The organism is Pseudofrankia sp. DC12, from assembly GCF_000966285.1.
Taxonomy (GTDB): Bacteria; Actinomycetota; Actinomycetes; order Frankiales; family Frankiaceae; genus Pseudofrankia.
In genome coordinates, this window is the sequence record NZ_KQ031391.1 from 4,328,668 (window position 1) to 4,346,060 (window position 17,393).

Consider the following 17,393-nt stretch of genomic DNA (forward strand, 5'->3'; position numbering starts at 1 on the left):
CCCGCGGGCGGGCCGGTCCGGCCCACACACCGACTGAGCGTCCGACACGAGAAAGAGAGAGCAGGCGACAGTCTTGCTGGACGTCAACTTCTTCGACGAGCTGCGCATCGGCCTGGCCACCGCGGACGACATCCGCCAGTGGTCGCACGGCGAGGTCAAGAAGCCGGAGACCATCAACTACCGCACCCTGAAGCCGGAGAAGGACGGGCTCTTCTGCGAGAAGATCTTCGGTCCGACCCGGGACTGGGAGTGCTACTGCGGTAAGTACAAGCGGGTCCGGTTCAAGGGCATCATCTGTGAGCGCTGCGGCGTCGAGGTGACCCGCGCGAAGGTGCGCCGCGAGCGGATGGGCCACATCGAGCTGGCCGCGCCCGTCACGCACATCTGGTACTTCAAGGGTGTGCCGAGCCGGCTCGGCTACCTGCTGGACCTGGCGCCGAAGGACCTTGAGAAGGTCATCTACTTCGCCGCCTACATGATCACAAAGGTCGACGTCGACGGGCGTCACCGTGACCTGCCGACCCTCGAGGCCCGTATCGGCGTCGAGAAGCAGGGCATGGAGGACCGTAAGAACGCCGACGTCGAGGCTCGCCAGCGCAAGCTGGAGACGGACATCGCCCAGCTCGAGGCCGAGGGTGCCAAGGGCGACGCGCGCCGCAAGGTGCGTGAGTCGGCCGAGCGCGAGATGCGCCAGATCCGCGACCGCGCCCAGCGCAAGATCGACGATCTGGACCGTGTCTTCGACCGGTTCAAGAGCATGAAGGTCCAGGACCTGGAGCCGGACGAGCTGCTCTACCGCGAGCTGCGCGACCGGTTCGGCCAGTACTTCGACGGCGGCATGGGCGCCGAGGCGCTGCAGCGCCGCCTGGCCGACTTCGACCTGAGCGCCGAGGCCGAGTCGCTGCGGGAGACCATCCGCACCGGCAAGGGCCAGAAGAAGGCCCGCGCGCTCAAGCGGCTCAAGGTCGTCTCGGCTTTCCTGAACACTCGCAACTCCCCGATGGGGATGGTGCTGGACTGCGTCCCGGTCATCCCGCCGGACCTGCGCCCGATGGTGCAGCTCGACGGCGGCCGGTTCGCCACGTCCGACCTGAACGACCTGTACCGGCGCGTCATCAACCGGAACAACCGGCTGAAGAGGCTGCTGGACCTCGGCGCGCCCGAGATCATCGTCAACAACGAGAAGCGGATGCTGCAGGAGGCCGTCGACGCGCTGTTCGACAACGGCCGCCGCGGCCGCCCGGTCACCGGTCCCGGTAACCGCCCGCTGAAGTCGCTGTCGGACATGCTCAAGGGCAAGCAGGGCCGGTTCCGCCAGAACCTGCTCGGCAAGCGCGTCGACTACTCGGGCCGTTCGGTCATCGTCGTCGGCCCGCAGCTCAAGCTGCACCAGTGCGGCCTGCCCAAGCAGATGGCGCTGGAGCTGTTCAAGCCGTTCGTCATGAAGCGGCTGGTCGACCTCAACCACGCGCAGAACATCAAGTCCGCCAAGCGGATGGTGGAGCGCGCGCGGCCGGTCGTCTGGGACGTGCTCGAAGAGGTCATCACCGAGCACCCCGTGCTGCTGAACCGGGCGCCGACCCTGCACCGGCTCGGCATCCAGGCGTTCGAGCCGCAGCTGGTCGAGGGCAAGGCGATCCAGATCCACCCGCTGGTCTGCACCGCGTTCAACGCGGACTTCGACGGCGACCAGATGGCGGTCCACCTGCCGCTGTCCGCCGAGGCGCAGGCCGAGGCCCGGATCCTGATGCTGTCCAGCAACAACATCCTCTCGCCCGCGTCCGGCCGGCCGCTGGCCATGCCGAGCCTCGACATGGTCACCGGGGTGTACCACCTGTCCCGGCTGGCCGAGGGCAGCGGGCTCGGTGAGGGCCGGTCGTTCTCCAGCGTCGCCGAGGTGCAGATGGCGTACGACGCTCGGGAGGTCGGGCTGCAGTCGCTGATCAAGGTCCGGCTGCGTGACCACACGCCGCCGACCGGCTGGGAGGCGCCGGCGGACTGGATCCCGGGCGACCCGTTCACCCTGGAGACGACGTTCGGCCGCTGCCTGCTGAACGAGGCGCTGCCCGAGGGCTACCCGTTCATCAACGAGATGCTGCACAAGCGCGACCAGGCCGCGATCGTCAACGACCTGGCCGAGCGGTACCCGAAGGCCCAGGTCGCCGCGACCCTGGACGCCCTCAAGAGCGCCGGTTTCTACTGGGCCACCCGGTCCGGTGTCACCGTCGCGATCGAGGACGTCATCGCGCCGCCGAACAAGGGCCAGATCCTCGCCAAGTTCGAGGACCTGGCGGAAAAGGTCCAGAAGCAGTTCGAGCGCGGCTTCCTGTCGGACGACGAGCGCCGCAGCGAGCTGGTCCAGATCTGGACCAACGCGACCAGCGAGGTCGCGAAGGCGATGGAGGAGAACTTCCCGCTGACGAACCCGGTCGCGACGCTGGTCAACTCGGGCGCCGCCGGGAACATGATGCAGATCCGGCAGCTCGCCGGCATGCGTGGCCTGGTCTCGAACCCGAAGGGCGAGATCATCCCGCGGCCGATCAAGGCGAACTTCCGCGAGGGCCTGTCCGTGCTGGAGTACTTCATCTCCACGCACGGTGCCCGTAAGGGCCTGGCCGACACCGCGCTGCGGACCGCCGACTCCGGCTACCTGACCCGCCGGCTCGTCGACGTCAGCCAGGACGTCATCGTCCGGGACGACGACTGCGGCACCGAGCGCGGCGTCTCCACCCGGATCGCCACCAAGGACGCCCGGACCGGCGTGCTCGTCCGCGACCGGTACGCGGAGACCTCCGCGTACGCGCGGACGCTGGCCCAGGACGCGGTCGACGGGACGGGCGAGGTCATCGTCCCGGCCGGCGCCGACCTCGGCGACGTCGTGATCGGCCAGCTGCTCGAGGCCGGGATCGAGACGGTCCGGGTCCGCTCGGCGCTGACCTGCGAATCCCGCCGCGGCGTGTGCGCCCAGTGCTACGGCCGGTCGCTCGCGACCGGCAAGCTGGTCGACGTCGGCGAGGCGGTCGGCATCGTGGCCGCCCAGTCGATCGGTGAGCCGGGCACCCAGCTGACCATGCGTACCTTCCACGCGGGTGGTGTCGCCGGTGACGACATCACCCAGGGTCTGCCGCGTGTCGTCGAGCTCTTCGAGGCCCGCAGCCCCAAGGGCAAGGCGCCGATCAGCGAGGTCGTCGGCCGAGTCAAGATCGAGGAGACGGACAAGACCCTCAAGGTCGTCGTCGTCCCCGACGACGGCTCGGAGGAGATGCCCTACCCGGTGCCGCGGCGGTCCCGCCTGCGGGTCACGGAGGGCGAGCACATCGAGGTGGGCACCCAGCTCATCGACGGTGCCGTCGACCCGCACGAGGTGCTGCGCATCCTCGGCCCGCGCCAGGTGCAGCTGCACCTCGTCGACCAGGTGCAGGAGGTGTACCGGTCGCAGGGTGTGTCGATCCACGACAAGCACATCGAGATCATCATCCGTCAGATGCTCAAGCGGGTGAACGTGCTGGAGTCGGGTGAGACGACGCTGCTGCCCGGTGAGCTGGTCGAGCGGGCGAGGTTCGAGGGTGAGAACCGGCGCGTCGTCGAGGCCAGCGGCCAGCCGGCGTCCGCCCGGCCCGTGCTGATGGGCATCACCAAGGCGTCGCTGGCCACCGAGTCGTGGCTGTCGGCGGCTTCCTTCCAGGAGACCACCCGGGTGCTCACCGACGCGGCGATCAACGCCCGGTCGGACTCGTTGGTCGGCCTGAAGGAGAACGTCATCATCGGCAAGCTCATCCCGGCTGGTACCGGCATCACCCGGTACCGCAACATCCGGGTCGAGCCGACCGAGGAGGCGCGGGCCCAGATGTACACGGTCGGCGGCTTCGAGGACGGCGGCACGGTCGAGTTCGGCGCCTTCGGCACCGGCAGCGGCCAGGCCGTCCCGCTCGACGAGTACGACTTCGGCAGCCGCGACTACCGGTAAGGCGTAGCGGCCGGAACGGGCGCGGAGCGCCCGCCGGCCGCTGCGCCGGCTCGGGCGCTGGGCGCCCTTGCCAGCGCTGGATCGGGGTGTGGGTGTAGGTCGGGGGCCGGCCGTGTCCAGGGTCGGTACCTCGCGCTCGTAGGTGAACGGCGGGTGTCCCGTAATGGGGGCCCGCCGTTTGCATTGGGACCTGGCTCGACTGGGCGGCTTGGCCCGGCTTGGTCCTACGTCGTGGCTGGGATTCGTCCGTGATCCACGGCCACGACGTAGGACTGGTTGTGGGTGGGCGTGGAGCCTGCCTCGGTCCCGCGCGACACTGGCTGGCGTTGGAGCTGGTGGCGGACTCATACCTGGTGGCCGGGTGATGGCCGGAATCCACGACCACAAGGGATGACTCGGTGGGCAGGGGCTCGTGGCCGGGGCGCTGGGCCTAGGCGTAGGCGGCGTCGTGAAGCTCGCGGTAGGCCTCGACGAGGGCCGGGAGTGAGTAGTGGGCGTTGAGGCCGCTGGGGTTCGGCAGCAGCCAGACGCCGACGGGCCCGAGGTGGTCGGGCTGGCGGCCGACTGTCGCCTTCTTCTGGCCGAACGCGATCCGGTAGGCGCCCAGGCCGAGGAAGGCCAGCCAACCGGGCTGATACTGGTCCACGAGCGCGGTCAGGCGGCCCACACCGGCGCGGATCTCGTCGTCGCTGATCTCGTCCGCCCGGGCGGTGGCGCGGTTCACGATGTTGGTGATTCCGATGTCGCGGGCGAGCAGCTCGCCGGTCTCGGACGGGTGTAGCTGGCGGTCGGTGAACCCGGCCTGGTGCAGCGTCGCCCATAGCCGGTTCGCGGTGCCGCCGAAGTGGAACCCGGTCGCGCCGGCCGCCAGCGACGGGTTGATCCCACAGATCAGGACCTTCAGTCCGGGCGCGATCAGATCGGGGACGGCGCGGCCGTAGGCGGCCTGCAGATCCGCGCGGGACGGCTTCCGCCTCGGGTCGGCGGCCGAGCCAGGGGCCGGGCTTCCGCCGGCATTGGCGACGCCGATTTGGGAGGTCCTGGTGGGACCTGTGGTCACCATGCGTGCTCCCATGGTCGTGAACCGGAAGGCGTCGAGTCACCCCAGGTTCTCGGTTCGCGCCAACTTGGCGTTTTGCCTGCGCTCAGCCTGGCAGAGCAGCACAATGGGCCGCGCAGGCCGGGTATGTCAGTCACGCGGTAACCCGACGACTTGAGAAGCCGGCGCAACATGGGCGAGATGTGGAGCCGGTACAACGGTTCCAACGCAACGGGACAGCTGGCCCCATAGCCAGCACACGACACGTCAACGACGACGAACGACCGGGACGGGTCCGCGCGGGAGGCGGGACGCCAGAACTCCGGTAGCGCTCGGCGGGCGGCCGACAGGCCGTGGGCGCAAAGGAGACCCGGTTCGACACTTGACGTGGGCGTGGAGTAATGTTGCGTCCTGTGGCCGGAGTCCGCATGGCTCCGGCGTGTGTCCTGCGCCTAGACGCGATTCGGTCTGCTGGCGCTGTGGCGAGTCGGGTAAGCCTGGACGCTGTTGCAGAGCAGCGTCGGGGTACACTTGTGACGATGATCTAGGTCGGGCGAGTCTGCTCGGGTTGGATCAGGCAAGCCGCCGGAACGCGGGTGACCCTCTGGGTATCCCCGGGTGTACCAGCGGTGAGCATGTGTCAAGTCTGACCGCCGTCGGCGACTGTCTTTGCCCGTCTCATCCCGAGACCCGCCTTCAGGCGGGGCCTGGCGGTGGGTGGGGCGGTCGATGAGCGGGCGGGCGCGCTCCCCCTGGGACTGATCGGCCAAGGCCGGTAGGTGCTGGCGGGCGCGACACGCCCGACCGCGTGGGTCGGCGGAACACGATGCGGGCCACCCGGTAGCTGACTTCGGCCAGCTCCGGGGCTAGAGATCTTCCCCGGGGGGCGACCCTCGGACCCCCGGACCACGGGGGACAACGGCACCACGAGAAGGACGAAGAACGGGAGCGGCGTTGCCCACGATCCAGCAGCTGGTCCGGAAGGGCCGGCAGGACAAGGTCGAGAAGACCAAGACCCCGGCTCTCAAGGGGAGCCCGCAGCGCCGTGGCGTGTGCACTCGCGTCTACACGACCACGCCCAAGAAGCCGAACTCGGCGCTGCGCAAGGTCGCGCGTGTCCGGCTTTCCAGCGGGATCGAGGTCACCGCGTACATCCCGGGTGTGGGTCACAACCTCCAGGAGCACTCGATGGTCCTGGTGCGCGGCGGGCGAGTGAAGGACCTTCCGGGCGTTCGCTACAAGATCGTTCGCGGGGCGCTGGACACGCAGGGTGTCCGCAACCGCAAGCAGGCTCGTAGCCGCTACGGAGCGAAGAAGGAGAAGGGCTAATGCCACGCAAGGGGCCCGCTCCCAAGCACGCTGTCGTCGTCGACCCGGTGTACGGGTCGCCGCTGGTGACCTCTCTGGTCAACAAGGTGCTGATGAGCGGCAAGAAGTCGATCGCCGAGCGGATCGTCTACGGCGCGCTCGAGGGCGCCCGCGAGAAGACCGGCAACGACCCCGTGGTCACGCTCAAGCGGGCGCTGGACAACGTCAAGCCGACGCTGGAGGTGCGCAGCCGCCGGGTAGGTGGCGCCACGTACCAGGTGCCGATCGAGGTCCGCGCCGGCCGCAGCACCACGCTGGCGCTGCGCTGGCTGGTCGCCTACTCGCGTGGCCGCCGGGAGAAGACGATGACCGAGCGGCTCATGAACGAGCTGATCGACGCGAGCAACGGTCTCGGCGCGAGCGTGAAGCGCCGGGAGGACACCCACAAGATGGCCGAGTCCAACAAGGCCTTCGCCCACTACCGCTGGTGATCTGTCATGGCTGATGTACGTGCCGCCCTGGCCAGTACCCGAAACATCGGGATCATGGCCCACATCGACGCGGGCAAGACCACGACGACCGAGCGCATCCTCTACTACACCGGTGTGAACTACAAGATCGGTGAAGTCCACGAGGGTGGCGCCACGATGGACTGGATGGAGCAGGAGCAGGAGCGGGGGATCACCATCACCTCCGCTGCCACGACCTGCGTGTGGCGCGACCACACCATCAACATCATCGACACGCCGGGCCACGTCGACTTCACCGTCGAGGTGGAGCGGTCGCTGCGGGTCCTCGACGGCGCCGTGGCCGTGTTCGACGCGGTGGCCGGCGTCGAGCCGCAGAGCGAGACCGTGTGGCGCCAGGCCGACCGGTACAACGTGCCGCGGATCGCCTTCGTCAACAAGATGGACCGGGTTGGCGCGGAGTTCCACCGCTGCGTCGAGATGATGATCGACCGGCTCGACGCGACGCCGGCCGTCATCCAGCTGCCCTGGGGAGTCGAGTCCGACTTCAAGGGTGTCATCGACCTGATCCGGATGAAGGGCCTGGTCTGGCACTCCGAGGACAAGGGCGCCTCCTACGACGTCGTCGACATCCCGCGCGACCACGAGGAGGCCGCGCAGGAATGGCGCGACAAGCTCCTTGAGACCGTCGCCGAGAACGACGACGCGCTCATGGAGAAGTACCTCGAGGGCGAGGAGCCGACCGTCGAGGAACTGATCGCGGCCATCCGGCGGGCCACGCTCGCCAGCGCGATCAACCCGGTGATGTGCGGCACGGCGTTCAAGAACAAGGGTGTCCAGCCCATGCTCGACGCCGTCGTCGACTTCCTGCCGAGCCCGATCGACATCGGTGTGACTGTCGGCCACAAGCCGGGCAACGAAGAGGTCGAGGTCAGGCGGGCCCCGAGCGAGGACGAGCCGTTCTCCGCGCTGGCCTTCAAGATCATGTCCGACCCGTTCATGGGCAAGCTGACCTACATCCGGGTGTACTCGGGCAAGATCACCGCTGGGTCCGCGGCGCTCAACTCCACCAAGGACCGCAAGGAGCGGATCGGCCGCATCCTCCAGATGCACGCCAACCACCGGGAGGACCGGGAAGGCGTCGGCGCCGGTCAGATCGTCGCGGTGCAGGGGCTGAAGAACACCACCACCGGTGACACGCTCTGCGACCCGAACGCTCCGGTCGTGCTCGAGTCGATGACGTTCCCTGCCCCCGTCATCCACGTCGCGATCGAGCCGAAGACGAAGGCCGACCAGCAGAAGCTGGGCACCGCGATCCAGCGGCTCGCCGAGGAGGACCCGACCTTCCAGGTCCGCACCGACGAGGAGACCGGCCAGACCGTCATCTCCGGAATGGGTGAGCTTCACCTGGAGATCCTCGTCGACCGGATGAAGCGCGAGTTCTCGGTCGACGCCAACGTCGGTCGGCCGCAGGTCGCCTACCGAGAGACCATCCGTCGCAAGGTGGAGAAGATCGACTACACCCACAAGAAGCAGACCGGCGGTTCTGGTCAGTACGCGCGGGTGATCATCGACCTGGAGCCTTCCGGCGGCGACGGCGGCGGCTACGAGTTCTCGAACAAGGTCACCGGCGGCCGCATCCCCAAGGAGTACATCCCCTCGGTGGACGCGGGCTGCCAGGAGGCCATGGAGTTCGGCGTGCTCGCCGGCTACCCGCTGGTCGACGTCAAGGTCACCCTGCAGGACGGCCAGTACCACGACGTCGACTCGTCCGAGCTCGCTTTCAAGATCGCCGGTTCGATGGCGTTCAAGGAAGCGGCCCGCAAGGCCGACCCGGTGCTGCTCGAGCCGATGATGTCGGTCGAGGTGACGACGCCCGAGGACTACATGGGTGACGTCATCGGTGACCTGAACTCGCGGCGCGGTCAGATCCAGGCGATGGACGAGCGCGGCGGCTCCCGGATCGTCCGGGCGCTGGTGCCGCTGTCGGAGATGTTCGGCTACGTCGGCGACCTGCGGTCGAAGACCTCGGGCCGGGCGAACTACTCCATGCAGTTCGACTCCTACGCCGAGGTCCCGAACAACGTCGCGAAGGAAATCATCGCGAAGGCTCGGGGCGAATAGACGGGTCCGTCCCGCCAAACGCAATGCCTTCCCGGGGGAACGGCCCCCGGACCCCCGGAACAAGACGAAGCACAGCACGACACCACCCGTCCTTGGAGGGACACCCGTGGCGAAGCAGAAGTTCGAGCGGACCAAACCGCACGTCAACATTGGCACCATCGGTCACATCGACCATGGCAAGACCACGCTGACGGCGGCGATCACGAAGGTCCTGCACGACGCCCACCCGGACCTGAACCCGTTCACCCCGTTCGACCAGATCGACAAGGCGCCCGAGGAGAAGGCCCGCGGTATCACCATCTCCATCGCGCACGTCGAATACCAGACGGACGCCCGGCACTACGCGCACGTCGACTGCCCGGGTCACGCCGACTACATCAAGAACATGATCACCGGTGCCGCGCAGATGGACGGCGCGATCCTGGTCGTGTCGGCGACCGACGGCCCGATGCCCCAGACGAAGGAGCACGTGCTGCTCGCTCGTCAGGTCGGCGTGCCGTACATCGTCGTCGCTCTGAACAAGGCCGACATGGTCGACGACGAGGAGATCCTGGAGCTCGTCGAGCTCGAGGTTCGCGAGCTGCTCAGCCAGTACGAGTTCCCGGGTGACGACGTTCCGGTCATCCGTGTCTCCGCTCTGAAGGCCCTTGAGGGCGACAAGGAGTGGGGCGCGAAGCTCCTCGAGCTGATGGCCGCGGTCGACGCGTCGATCCCGGAGCCGGTGCGTGACATCGAGCGGCCGTTCCTGATGCCGATCGAGGACGTCTTCACGATCACCGGTCGTGGCACCGTCGTCACCGGTCGAATCGAGCGCGGCATCGTCAAGGTGTCGGAGACCGTCGAGATCGTCGGCATCAAGAACGAGACCCAGACCACCACGGTCACGGGTGTCGAGATGTTCCGCAAGCTGCTCGACCAGGGCCAGGCCGGTGACAACGTCGGTCTGCTCCTGCGCGGCATCAAGCGTGAGGACGTCGAGCGCGGCCAGGTCGTCGTGAAGCCGAAGAGCATCACGCCGCACACCAACTTCGAGGCCCGCGTCTACATCCTGAACAAGGACGAAGGCGGCCGCCACACGCCGTTCTTCAACAACTACCGTCCGCAGTTCTACTTCCGGACGACCGACGTGACCGGCGTCGTGACCCTCCCCGAGGGCACCGAGATGGTCATGCCGGGCGACAACACCGAGATGACGGTCGAGCTGATCCAGCCGATCGCCATGGAGGAGGGCCTGCGGTTCGCCATCCGTGAGGGTGGCCGTACCGTCGGCGCCGGCCAGGTCGTCAAGGTTCTCAAGTAGTACGGATTCGGGCGGCGGGTCGCGGCGTCCTGCGAATGGGCGCCGCGCCCGCCGCCCGATGGCAACTGCTGGCTGAGGTGTTTGAGCTCCGAAACCGGAACGTCCGGGCGAAGAGCGAAGAAGAAGCGGTACGCCCGGTTACCGGTGGAACCCCGGAGCCCGGTCGCGGTACCCCGGGTGACGAGACAGACAGGACAGGCGAAGCCCACCATGGCGGCACAGAAGATCCGCATCCGGCTCAAGGCCTATGACCACGAGGTCATCGACAGCTCGGCGCGTAAGATCGTCGAGACCGTGACGCGGACCGGGGCGCAGGTCGCGGGTCCGGTGCCGCTGCCGACGGAGAAGAACATCTACTGCGTTATCCGGTCGCCGCACAAGTACAAGGACAGCCGCGAGCATTTCGAGATGCGCACGCACAAGCGGCTCATTGACATCCTTGACCCGACGCCGAAGACGGTCGACTCGCTTATGCGTCTCGACCTCCCCGCCGGCGTCGACATCGAGATCAAGCTGTAAGAGGGGCCGGGCGCAGCCATGCTCAACCGAAACTACAGGGGACTCCTGGGCACGAAGCTCGGGATGACCCAGGTCTGGGACGCGAACAACCGCGTCGTACCGATCACCGTTATCCAGGCCGGCCCGAACGTCGTGACCCAGGTGAAGACCCCGGACAACGACGGATACTCGGCCGTGCAGCTGGGCTACGGAGAGATCGACCCGCGGAAGACCAACAAGCCGACCCGGGGCCACTTCGCGACCGCCGGCGTGACCCCGCGCCGCCACCTGGCCGAGCTGCGGACCGCCGACGCGGGCAACTACTCCGCGGGCCTGCAGCTCGACGGCTCGGTCTTCGAGGCCGGAACCGTTGTCGACGTGACGGGCACCTCGAAGGGCAAGGGCTTCGCGGGTGTGATGAAGCGGCACGGCTTCAAGGGCCTGGGCGCCGGTCACGGCGTCGAGCGCAAGCACCGCTCGCCGGGCTCGGTCGGCGGTTGCGCCACTCCGGGCCGGGTCTTCAAGGGCCTGCGGATGGCGGGCCGCATGGGCAACGTGCGGGTCACCGTGCCTGGCCTGACCGTGCACGCGGTCGACGCCGAGCGGGGCCTGCTGCTGATCAAGGGCGCGGTTCCCGGTGTGGACGGCGGGCTGGTCTTCGTGCGCAGCGCCGCCAAGCGCCCGGCGCCGGCCGACTTCGCTCCGTCGGACGCCCAGAAGGCTGAGGTGTCGGCGTGAGCACCATTACCAAGGATGGCCACGAGCGGGCCCGGTTTCGTAAGGCCCCCGTCGGCGAGGCGCGGACCGTCACGGTCCACGCCCCGGCGGGTGGTGAGGGTGGCACCGCGGAGCTCCCTGGCGAGATCTTCGACGTTCAGGTGAACGTCCCGCTGATCCACCAGGTCGTCGTGGCCCAGCAGGCCGCGGCCCGCCAGGGCACCCACGACACCAAGACTCGCGGCGAGGTTCGCGGCGGTGGCAAGAAGCCGTACCGGCAGAAGGGCACCGGCCGCGCGCGGCAGGGCTCCCTGCGGGCCCCGCAGTTCGCCGGCGGTGGCACGGTGCACGGCCCGACGCCGCGCAACTACGACCAGCGGACCCCGAAGAAGATGAAGGCCGCCGCCCTGCGCGGTGCCCTGTCGGACCGGGCCCGCAACAACCGGGTGCACGTCGTCTCCTCGTTCGTGGACGGCGACACGCCGTCGACGAAGGCCGCGCTCAGCGCGCTGCTGGAGATCGCGAACAGCCGGCGCGTGCTGGTCGTCGTCGAGCGCACCGACGAGCTGACCTGGAAGAGCCTGCGCAACGTCTCGACGGTGCACCTGCTCGACCCGGGCCAGCTGAACACCTACGACGTAATGATCAGCGACGACGTCGTCTTCACCCAGGGCGCCCTCGCCTCGTTCGTCGGCCGCGGCAAGGCCCAGGAGGCGGAGCAGTGATCCCCGACCCGCGGGACATCATCCTGAAGCCGGTCGTCTCGGAGAAGAGCTACGGCCTGCTGGACGAGAACGTCTACACGTTCGTCGTCCGCCCGGACGCGAACAAGACCCAGATCAAGATCGCTATCCAGCAGATCTTCAATGTCCGGGTGCTGAGCGTCAACACCATCAACCGGGCCGGCAAGCGGAAGCGGACCAAGTACGGCTGGGGCCAGCGCAAGGCCACCAAGCGCGCCATGGTCAGCCTGGCCCCCGGCGACTCCATCGAGATCTTCGGTGGCCCGGGCGCGTAACGGAGAGCTGGATTAGTCATGGGAATTCGTCGTTACAAGCCCACCACTCCGGGGCGCCGCGGCTCGAGCGTGGCCGACTTCGCCGAGATCACGCGAGACCACCCGGAGAAGTCGCTTGTCCGTCCGCTGCATTCCAAGGGCGGTCGCAACGCGCACGGCCGGATCACCACCCGCCACCAGGGTGGCGGCCACAAGCGTGCCTACCGCGTCATCGACTTCCGTCGGGACAAGGACGGCGTGCCGGCCAAGGTCGCGCACATCGAGTACGACCCGAACCGCACCGCCCGGATCGCGCTGCTGCACTACGCGGACGGCGAGAAGCGGTACATCGTCGCCCCGGTGAAGCTCAAGCAGGGTGACACGGTCAGCTCGGGTGTGGGCGCGGACATCAAGCCGGGCAACGCGCTGCCGCTGCGCAACATCCCGACCGGTACCGTGATCCACAACGTCGAGCTGCGGCCCGGCGGCGGTGCCAAGATCGCCCGTAGCGCCGGCGTGAGCGTCCAGCTCGTCGCGAAGGACGGCCCGTACGCCCAGCTGCGGATGCCGTCCGGTGAGATGCGCAAGGTCGACGTCCGCTGCCGTGCGACGGTCGGCGAGGTCGGCAACGCGGAGCAGAGCAACATCAACTGGGGCAAGGCCGGCCGGATGCGCTGGAAGGGCCGTCGCCCGACCGTTCGTGGTGTCGCCATGAACCCGGTCGACCACCCGCACGGCGGTGGTGAGGGCAAGACCTCCGGTGGTCGCCACCCGGTGAACCCGAAGGGCCGTCCCGAGGGCCGGACCAGGGCCACCCGCAAGGCCAGCGACAAGCTCATCGTGAGCAACCGCAAGAAGGCGAAGCGCCGGTGAGCGCGACTGCGGCCGCTCTTGCCGCCGATGTCGTAGCTGAGAGCCGCTCTCGCGCGGCTGCCGGAAACCACTGAGCAGGGAGGAGGAGACACAATGCCACGCAGCCTGAAGAAGGGCCCGTTCGTCGACGACCACCTGCTCAAGAAGGTGGACGTGCAGAACGAGAAGGGCACCAAGCACGTCATCAAGACGTGGTCGCGGCGCTCGACGATCATTCCGGACATGCTGGGCCACACCATCGCGGTGCATGACGGCCGCAAGCATGTGCCGGTGTTCATCACGGAGGGCATGGTCGGTCACAAGCTCGGGGAGTTCGCCCCGACTCGGACCTTCCGGGGCCACGTGAAGGAAGACCGGAGGTCACGCCGTGGCTGACGATCTCGTCGACGGCCTGACCAGGACCGGCCTGCCCGGCGCGAAGGCCACGGCCCGCTACGTCCGGATCTCGCCGACCAAGGCGCGTCGTGTCGTGGACCTCGTCCGCGGCCGTAACGCCAAGGAGGCGCTCGACATCCTCACGTTCGCGCCGCAGTCCGCCAGCACCGACGTCTACAAGGTCGTGCACAGCGCCATCGCGAACGCCGAGAACAACCACGGCCTCGACCCGGACACGCTGTTCATCGGCGAGGCCTACGTGGACGAGGGCCCGACGCTGAAGCGGATTCGTCCGCGCGCGCAGGGCCGCGCCTACCGCATCCGCAAGCGGACCAGCCACATCACGATCGTGGTGGAGAGCGTGGCTCCGGCCGCGGATGGCGCCAAGAGCAACAGGAGGGCCCGGTAGTGGGGCAGAAGGTAAACCCGCACGGGTTCCGACTGGGCATCACGTCGGAGTTCACGTCTCGCTGGTACGCCGACAAGCAGTACAAGGCGTATGTCGGCGAGGACGTCAAGATCCGCAAGATGATGTCCAAGGGCATGGAGCGGGCCGGGATCAGCCGGGTCGACATCGAGCGCACCCAGGGCCGCCTGCGGGTCGACATCCACACCGCCCGGCCGGGCATTGTCATCGGCCGCCGCGGCGCGGAGGCCGACCGCATCCGCGGCGACCTCGAGAAGCTGACCGGCAAGCAGGTCCAGCTGAACATCCTCGAGGTCAAGAACCCCGAGGTGGACGCGCAGCTCGTCGCGCAGGGCGTGGCCGAGCAGCTCTCCAGCCGGGTCAGCTTCCGTCGCGCGATGCGCAAGGCCATGCAGACCGCGATGAAGGGCGGCGCGAAGGGCATCCGGGTGCAGTGTTCCGGACGTCTGGGCGGCGCCGAGATGAGCCGGTCGGAGTTCTACCGCGAGGGCCGGGTGCCGCTGCACACCCTGCGGGCGGACATCGACTACGGCTTCTACGAGGCCCGCACGACCTTCGGCCGGATCGGCGTGAAGGTCTGGATCTACAAGGGCGACGTGGTGCAGAGCCGTGCCGAGCGCGAGGCCCAGGAGGCGCTGACCCGTCAGCACCGCCGGGAGCGCCCCGCGCGCCGTGGGCCGCGCTCTGGCTCGTCCGGGACGACGACGGGTGGCACCGAGGCCGGCCGCGCCGCGGCCGCGCGCGAGCGTGGCGAGCGTCGGGGCGGGAAGTCCCAGGCGGCGGCTGTCGAGGCGCCCGCCGAGGTCGAGGCCACCGCCGCGCCGGAGACGACCGCCGCGCCGGAGACGACCGCCGCGGCGGTCGTGACCCCGGACGTGTCGCCGACGCCGGCCGCCGTCGAGACGGCCGCGCGGGAGAAGGCGGAGGAGTAGGACAATGCTTATCCCTCGTAAGGTCGCGCACCGCAAGCAGCACCACCCCAAGCGGACCGGTGCCGCCAAGGGCGGGACGAGGATCGCCTTCGGCGAGTTCGCGATTCAGGCGCTTGAGCCGGCCTACGTCACGAACCGGCAGATCGAGTCGGCTCGTATCGCCATGACCCGGCACATCCGACGCGGTGGCAAGGTCTGGATCAACATCTACCCGGACCGTCCGCTGACCAAGAAGCCGGCCGAGACCCGGATGGGTTCCGGTAAGGGCTCGCCCGAGTGGTGGGTGGCGAACGTCAAGCCAGGCCGGATCATGTTCGAGCTGTCGGGCGTGGCCGAGCCGGTGGCTCGCGAGGCCATGCGCCGCGCGATCCACAAGCTCCCGATGAAGTGCCGGTTCGTGACCCGTGAAGGTGGTGCGTGATGGCTACCGCGACCTCCGCGGACGAGCTGCGCGCGCTGTCCGGCGCTGACCTGGTGGACAAGCTCCGCGAGGCCAAGGAGGAGCTGTTCAACCTCCGGTTCCAGAACGCGACCGGCCAGCTCTCCAACAATCGGCGGCTGCGGGCCGTCAAGCACGAGATCGCCCGGATCTACACGGTGATGCGGGAGCGCGAGCTCGGCCTCACCGTCGACCCGGCGGCCGGCCCGGCTGAACTGGGGAGCGAGTGACCATGGCAGACGAGACCACGACCGAGACGGGTGCCGCCGAGCGCGGCTTCCGCAAGGTCCGCGAGGGCCTGGTCGTCAGCGACAAGATGCAGAAGACGGTCGTCGTCGCGGTGGAGGACCGGGTCCAGCACCCGCTCTACGGCAAGACGATCCGCCGGACGAAGAAGATCAAGGCGCACGACGAGGAAAGCGCTTGCGGCGTCGGCGACCGGGTCCTCCTGATGGAGACCCGCCCGCTGTCGGCCACCAAGCGCTGGCGCGTCGTCCGCGTCCTGGAGAAGGCGAAGTAGCAAGTGTCCCGGGGCCTGCCGTGCAAGCGGCAGGCCGGCCGGGGTTGATGGGCGAAGCCTCCCGATGCGGCGGCTTCAACGGTGAGATTGGGAAATTCGCCGCAAGCGGGTCAGGAGCTAGAAGTGATTCAGCAGGAGACGCGCCTTAGGGTCGCCGACAACACGGGCGCGCGGGAGATCCTGTGCATCCGGGTTCTCGGCGGCTCGGGTCGTCGGTACGCGGGGATCGGCGACATCATCGTCGGCACGGTGAAGGACGCCCTGCCCGGCGCCGGCGTGAAGCGCGGCGACGTGGTGAAGGCGGTCGTGGTGCGCACCACCAAGGAGCGCCGGCGGCCGGACGGCTCCTACATCCGGTTCGACGAGAACGCGGCCGTGCTCATCCGTGACGGTGGCGACCCCCGGGGCACCCGTATCTTCGGGCCGGTCGGCCGGGAGCTGCGGGACAAGAAGTTCATGAAGATTATTTCGCTGGCGCCGGAGGTGCTTTAGACCGTGGCCGGTATGAAGATCAAGAAGGGCGACACGGTCCAGGTCATCTCGGGCAAGGACCGCGGTCTCAAGGGGAAGGTCATCCGTGCCATCCCCGACGAGCGGAAGGTCGTCGTCGAGGGCGCGAACCGGGTCACCCGGCACACCCGCGTCCAGACCACGACCCGTGGTTCGCAGTCGGGTGGCATCGTCACCCAGGAGGCTCCGATCCACGTCAGCAACGTGGCGATCGTGGACCCGAGCGACGGGAAGCCGACCCGCGTCGGATACAAGATCAACGAGGACGGTACCAAGGTGCGGATCTCGCGCCGTACCGGCGCCGAGTTGTAGGGATCGGAATCCAAATGACTGTGACTACTGAGGCCCCGGCGGTGCCGCGGCTCAAGCAGCGCTACCGCGAGGAGATCGCGGCAGGCCTGCGTGAGCAGTTCGGCTACGCGAACGTCATGCAGATCCCGGGCGTCGTGAAGGTCGTCGTGAACATGGGTGTCGGCGACGCGGCCCGCGACGCCAAGCTCATCGACGGTGCGCTGAAGGACCTGGCCGCCATCACCGGCCAGAAGCCGGCCGTCCGGCGGGCGACGAAGTCCATCGCGCAGTTCAAGCTCCGCGAGGGCATGCCGATCGGCGCGAAGGTGACCCTGCGCGGCGACCGGATGTGGGAGTTCCTCGACCGGCTCGTCTCGATCGCGCTGCCCCGCATCCGGGACTTCCGTGGCCTGTCGCCCAAGCAGTTCGACGGTCGCGGCAACTACACGTTCGGCGTGACCGAGCAGTCGATCTTCCACGAGATCGACATCGACAGGATCGACCGGGTGCGCGGCATGGACATCACTGTCGTCACCACCGCGACGACTGACGACGAGGGCCGGGCGCTGCTGCGTGCGCTGGGCTTCCCGTTCCGGGAGAACTAGAAGC

At 68.4% G+C, this 17,393-nt stretch carries 20 protein-coding genes; 19 read left to right on the top strand and 1 reads right to left on the bottom strand.

Translation table 11 applies throughout. The features are described from left to right. Positions 1-73 precede the first annotated feature (73 nt). Positions 74-3,967 carry a DNA-directed RNA polymerase subunit beta' gene (locus FRADC12_RS17410; protein WP_045877447.1) on the top strand — a complete coding sequence of 1,298 codons (3,894 nt, stop codon included), beginning with the start codon at positions 74-76 and terminating at the stop codon, positions 3,965-3,967. A gap of 430 nt (positions 3,968-4,397) precedes the next feature. Here the strand turns inward: FRADC12_RS17410 and mug are convergent, their stop codons facing one another. Continuing rightward, positions 4,398-5,030, bottom strand: a complete 633-nt coding sequence (gene mug, locus FRADC12_RS17415) for a G/U mismatch-specific DNA glycosylase (protein WP_045877448.1) — start codon at positions 5,028-5,030, stop codon at positions 4,398-4,400. A gap of 930 nt (positions 5,031-5,960) precedes the next feature. Here mug and rpsL point away from each other — a divergent pair. The 18 genes from rpsL to rplE all read left to right on the top strand — a co-directional run bounded on the left by rpsL (position 5,961) and on the right by rplE (position 17,389). After that, positions 5,961-6,335, top strand: coding sequence for a 30S ribosomal protein S12 (gene rpsL / locus FRADC12_RS17420; RefSeq protein WP_007514810.1), 375 nt, complete (start codon positions 5,961-5,963; stop codon positions 6,333-6,335). Further along, entirely contained in the window at positions 6,335-6,805 is a 471-nt protein-coding gene (gene rpsG / locus FRADC12_RS17425; protein ID WP_007514811.1) for a 30S ribosomal protein S7, read from the top strand. Before rpsL ends, rpsG begins: the two co-directional genes overlap by 1 nt. A 6-nt stretch (positions 6,806-6,811) precedes the next feature. Next, positions 6,812-8,905: an elongation factor G gene (fusA, locus tag FRADC12_RS17430; RefSeq protein ID WP_045877449.1), complete on the top strand. Its 2,094-nt coding sequence runs from the start codon at positions 6,812-6,814 to the stop codon at positions 8,903-8,905. Positions 8,906-9,011: 106 nt separating this feature from the next. Continuing rightward, positions 9,012-10,205, top strand: a complete 1,194-nt coding sequence (gene tuf, locus FRADC12_RS17435; RefSeq protein ID WP_045877450.1) for an elongation factor Tu — start codon at positions 9,012-9,014, stop codon at positions 10,203-10,205. A gap of 210 nt (positions 10,206-10,415) precedes the next feature. Further along, the gene (gene rpsJ / locus FRADC12_RS17440; protein ID WP_007514815.1) at positions 10,416-10,724 is read left to right on the top strand and encodes a 30S ribosomal protein S10; all 309 of its coding nucleotides are present in this window, start codon (positions 10,416-10,418) and stop codon (positions 10,722-10,724) included. A gap of 18 nt (positions 10,725-10,742) precedes the next feature. Then, on the top strand, positions 10,743-11,441 hold the full coding sequence (gene rplC / locus FRADC12_RS17445; RefSeq protein WP_045877451.1) for a 50S ribosomal protein L3: 699 nt from the start codon (positions 10,743-10,745) through the stop codon (positions 11,439-11,441). Between the two features lie 5 nt (positions 11,442-11,446). Next, a complete protein-coding gene (gene rplD, locus FRADC12_RS17450; protein ID WP_045879758.1) occupies positions 11,447-12,145 on the top strand; it encodes a 50S ribosomal protein L4 in 699 nt (232 codons plus the stop codon). Then, on the top strand, positions 12,142-12,438 hold the full coding sequence (rplW, locus tag FRADC12_RS17455) for a 50S ribosomal protein L23 (protein ID WP_045877452.1): 297 nt from the start codon (positions 12,142-12,144) through the stop codon (positions 12,436-12,438). The genes rplD and rplW overlap by 4 nt, the downstream gene beginning before the upstream one ends. 18 nt (positions 12,439-12,456) lie before the next feature. Then, positions 12,457-13,290: a 50S ribosomal protein L2 gene (gene rplB, locus FRADC12_RS17460; protein WP_013427324.1), complete on the top strand. Its 834-nt coding sequence runs from the start codon at positions 12,457-12,459 to the stop codon at positions 13,288-13,290. 93 nt (positions 13,291-13,383) lie between these two features. Next, positions 13,384-13,665, top strand: coding sequence for a 30S ribosomal protein S19 (rpsS, locus tag FRADC12_RS17465; RefSeq protein WP_013427323.1), 282 nt, complete (start codon positions 13,384-13,386; stop codon positions 13,663-13,665). Further along, a complete protein-coding gene (gene rplV / locus FRADC12_RS17470) occupies positions 13,658-14,074 on the top strand; it encodes a 50S ribosomal protein L22 (protein ID WP_045877453.1) in 417 nt (138 codons plus the stop codon). The genes rpsS and rplV overlap by 8 nt, the downstream gene beginning before the upstream one ends. Next, a complete protein-coding gene (gene rpsC, locus FRADC12_RS17475; RefSeq protein ID WP_045877454.1) occupies positions 14,074-15,024 on the top strand; it encodes a 30S ribosomal protein S3 in 951 nt (316 codons plus the stop codon). Before rplV ends, rpsC begins: the two co-directional genes overlap by 1 nt. Positions 15,025-15,028: 4 nt before the next feature. Next, positions 15,029-15,445: a 50S ribosomal protein L16 gene (gene rplP / locus FRADC12_RS17480; RefSeq protein ID WP_013427320.1), complete on the top strand. Its 417-nt coding sequence runs from the start codon at positions 15,029-15,031 to the stop codon at positions 15,443-15,445. Further along, positions 15,445-15,693 (top strand): 50S ribosomal protein L29, encoded by a 249-nt coding sequence (rpmC, locus tag FRADC12_RS17485; protein WP_045877455.1) that lies wholly within the window; start codon positions 15,445-15,447, stop codon positions 15,691-15,693. Before rplP ends, rpmC begins: the two co-directional genes overlap by 1 nt. A 2-nt stretch (positions 15,694-15,695) precedes the next feature. Continuing rightward, positions 15,696-15,983 carry a 30S ribosomal protein S17 gene (gene rpsQ / locus FRADC12_RS17490; protein ID WP_045877456.1) on the top strand — a complete coding sequence of 96 codons (288 nt, stop codon included), beginning with the start codon at positions 15,696-15,698 and terminating at the stop codon, positions 15,981-15,983. Between the two features lie 123 nt (positions 15,984-16,106). Next, positions 16,107-16,475, top strand: a complete 369-nt coding sequence (rplN, locus tag FRADC12_RS17495) for a 50S ribosomal protein L14 (RefSeq protein ID WP_013427317.1) — start codon at positions 16,107-16,109, stop codon at positions 16,473-16,475. Between the two features lie 3 nt (positions 16,476-16,478). Further along, positions 16,479-16,805, top strand: coding sequence for a 50S ribosomal protein L24 (rplX, locus tag FRADC12_RS17500; protein WP_157488907.1), 327 nt, complete (start codon positions 16,479-16,481; stop codon positions 16,803-16,805). Positions 16,806-16,819: 14 nt separating this feature from the next. Continuing rightward, positions 16,820-17,389, top strand: coding sequence for a 50S ribosomal protein L5 (gene rplE / locus FRADC12_RS17505; RefSeq protein WP_045877457.1), 570 nt, complete (start codon positions 16,820-16,822; stop codon positions 17,387-17,389). Positions 17,390-17,393: the final 4 nt, after the last annotated feature.

Excerpts from the sequence above, each read along its gene's own strand:
- mug (WP_045877448.1), bottom strand. The coding sequence starts at position 5,030 with ATGGTGACCACAGGTCCCACCAGGACCTCCCAAATCGGCGTCGCCAAT.
- rpsG (WP_007514811.1), top strand. The coding sequence starts at position 6,335 with ATGCCACGCAAGGGGCCCGCTCCCAAGCACGCTGTCGTCGTCGACCCG.
- fusA (WP_045877449.1), top strand. The coding sequence starts at position 6,812 with ATGGCTGATGTACGTGCCGCCCTGGCCAGTACCCGAAACATCGGGATC.
- rpsJ (WP_007514815.1), top strand. The coding sequence starts at position 10,416 with ATGGCGGCACAGAAGATCCGCATCCGGCTCAAGGCCTATGACCACGAG.
- rplC (WP_045877451.1), top strand. The coding sequence starts at position 10,743 with ATGCTCAACCGAAACTACAGGGGACTCCTGGGCACGAAGCTCGGGATG.
- rplB (WP_013427324.1), top strand. The coding sequence starts at position 12,457 with ATGGGAATTCGTCGTTACAAGCCCACCACTCCGGGGCGCCGCGGCTCG.
- rpsS (WP_013427323.1), top strand. The coding sequence starts at position 13,384 with ATGCCACGCAGCCTGAAGAAGGGCCCGTTCGTCGACGACCACCTGCTC.
- rplP (WP_013427320.1), top strand. The coding sequence starts at position 15,029 with ATGCTTATCCCTCGTAAGGTCGCGCACCGCAAGCAGCACCACCCCAAG.
- rpmC (WP_045877455.1), top strand. The coding sequence starts at position 15,445 with ATGGCTACCGCGACCTCCGCGGACGAGCTGCGCGCGCTGTCCGGCGCT.
- rpsQ (WP_045877456.1), top strand. The coding sequence starts at position 15,696 with ATGGCAGACGAGACCACGACCGAGACGGGTGCCGCCGAGCGCGGCTTC.
- rplE (WP_045877457.1), top strand. The coding sequence starts at position 16,820 with ATGACTGTGACTACTGAGGCCCCGGCGGTGCCGCGGCTCAAGCAGCGC.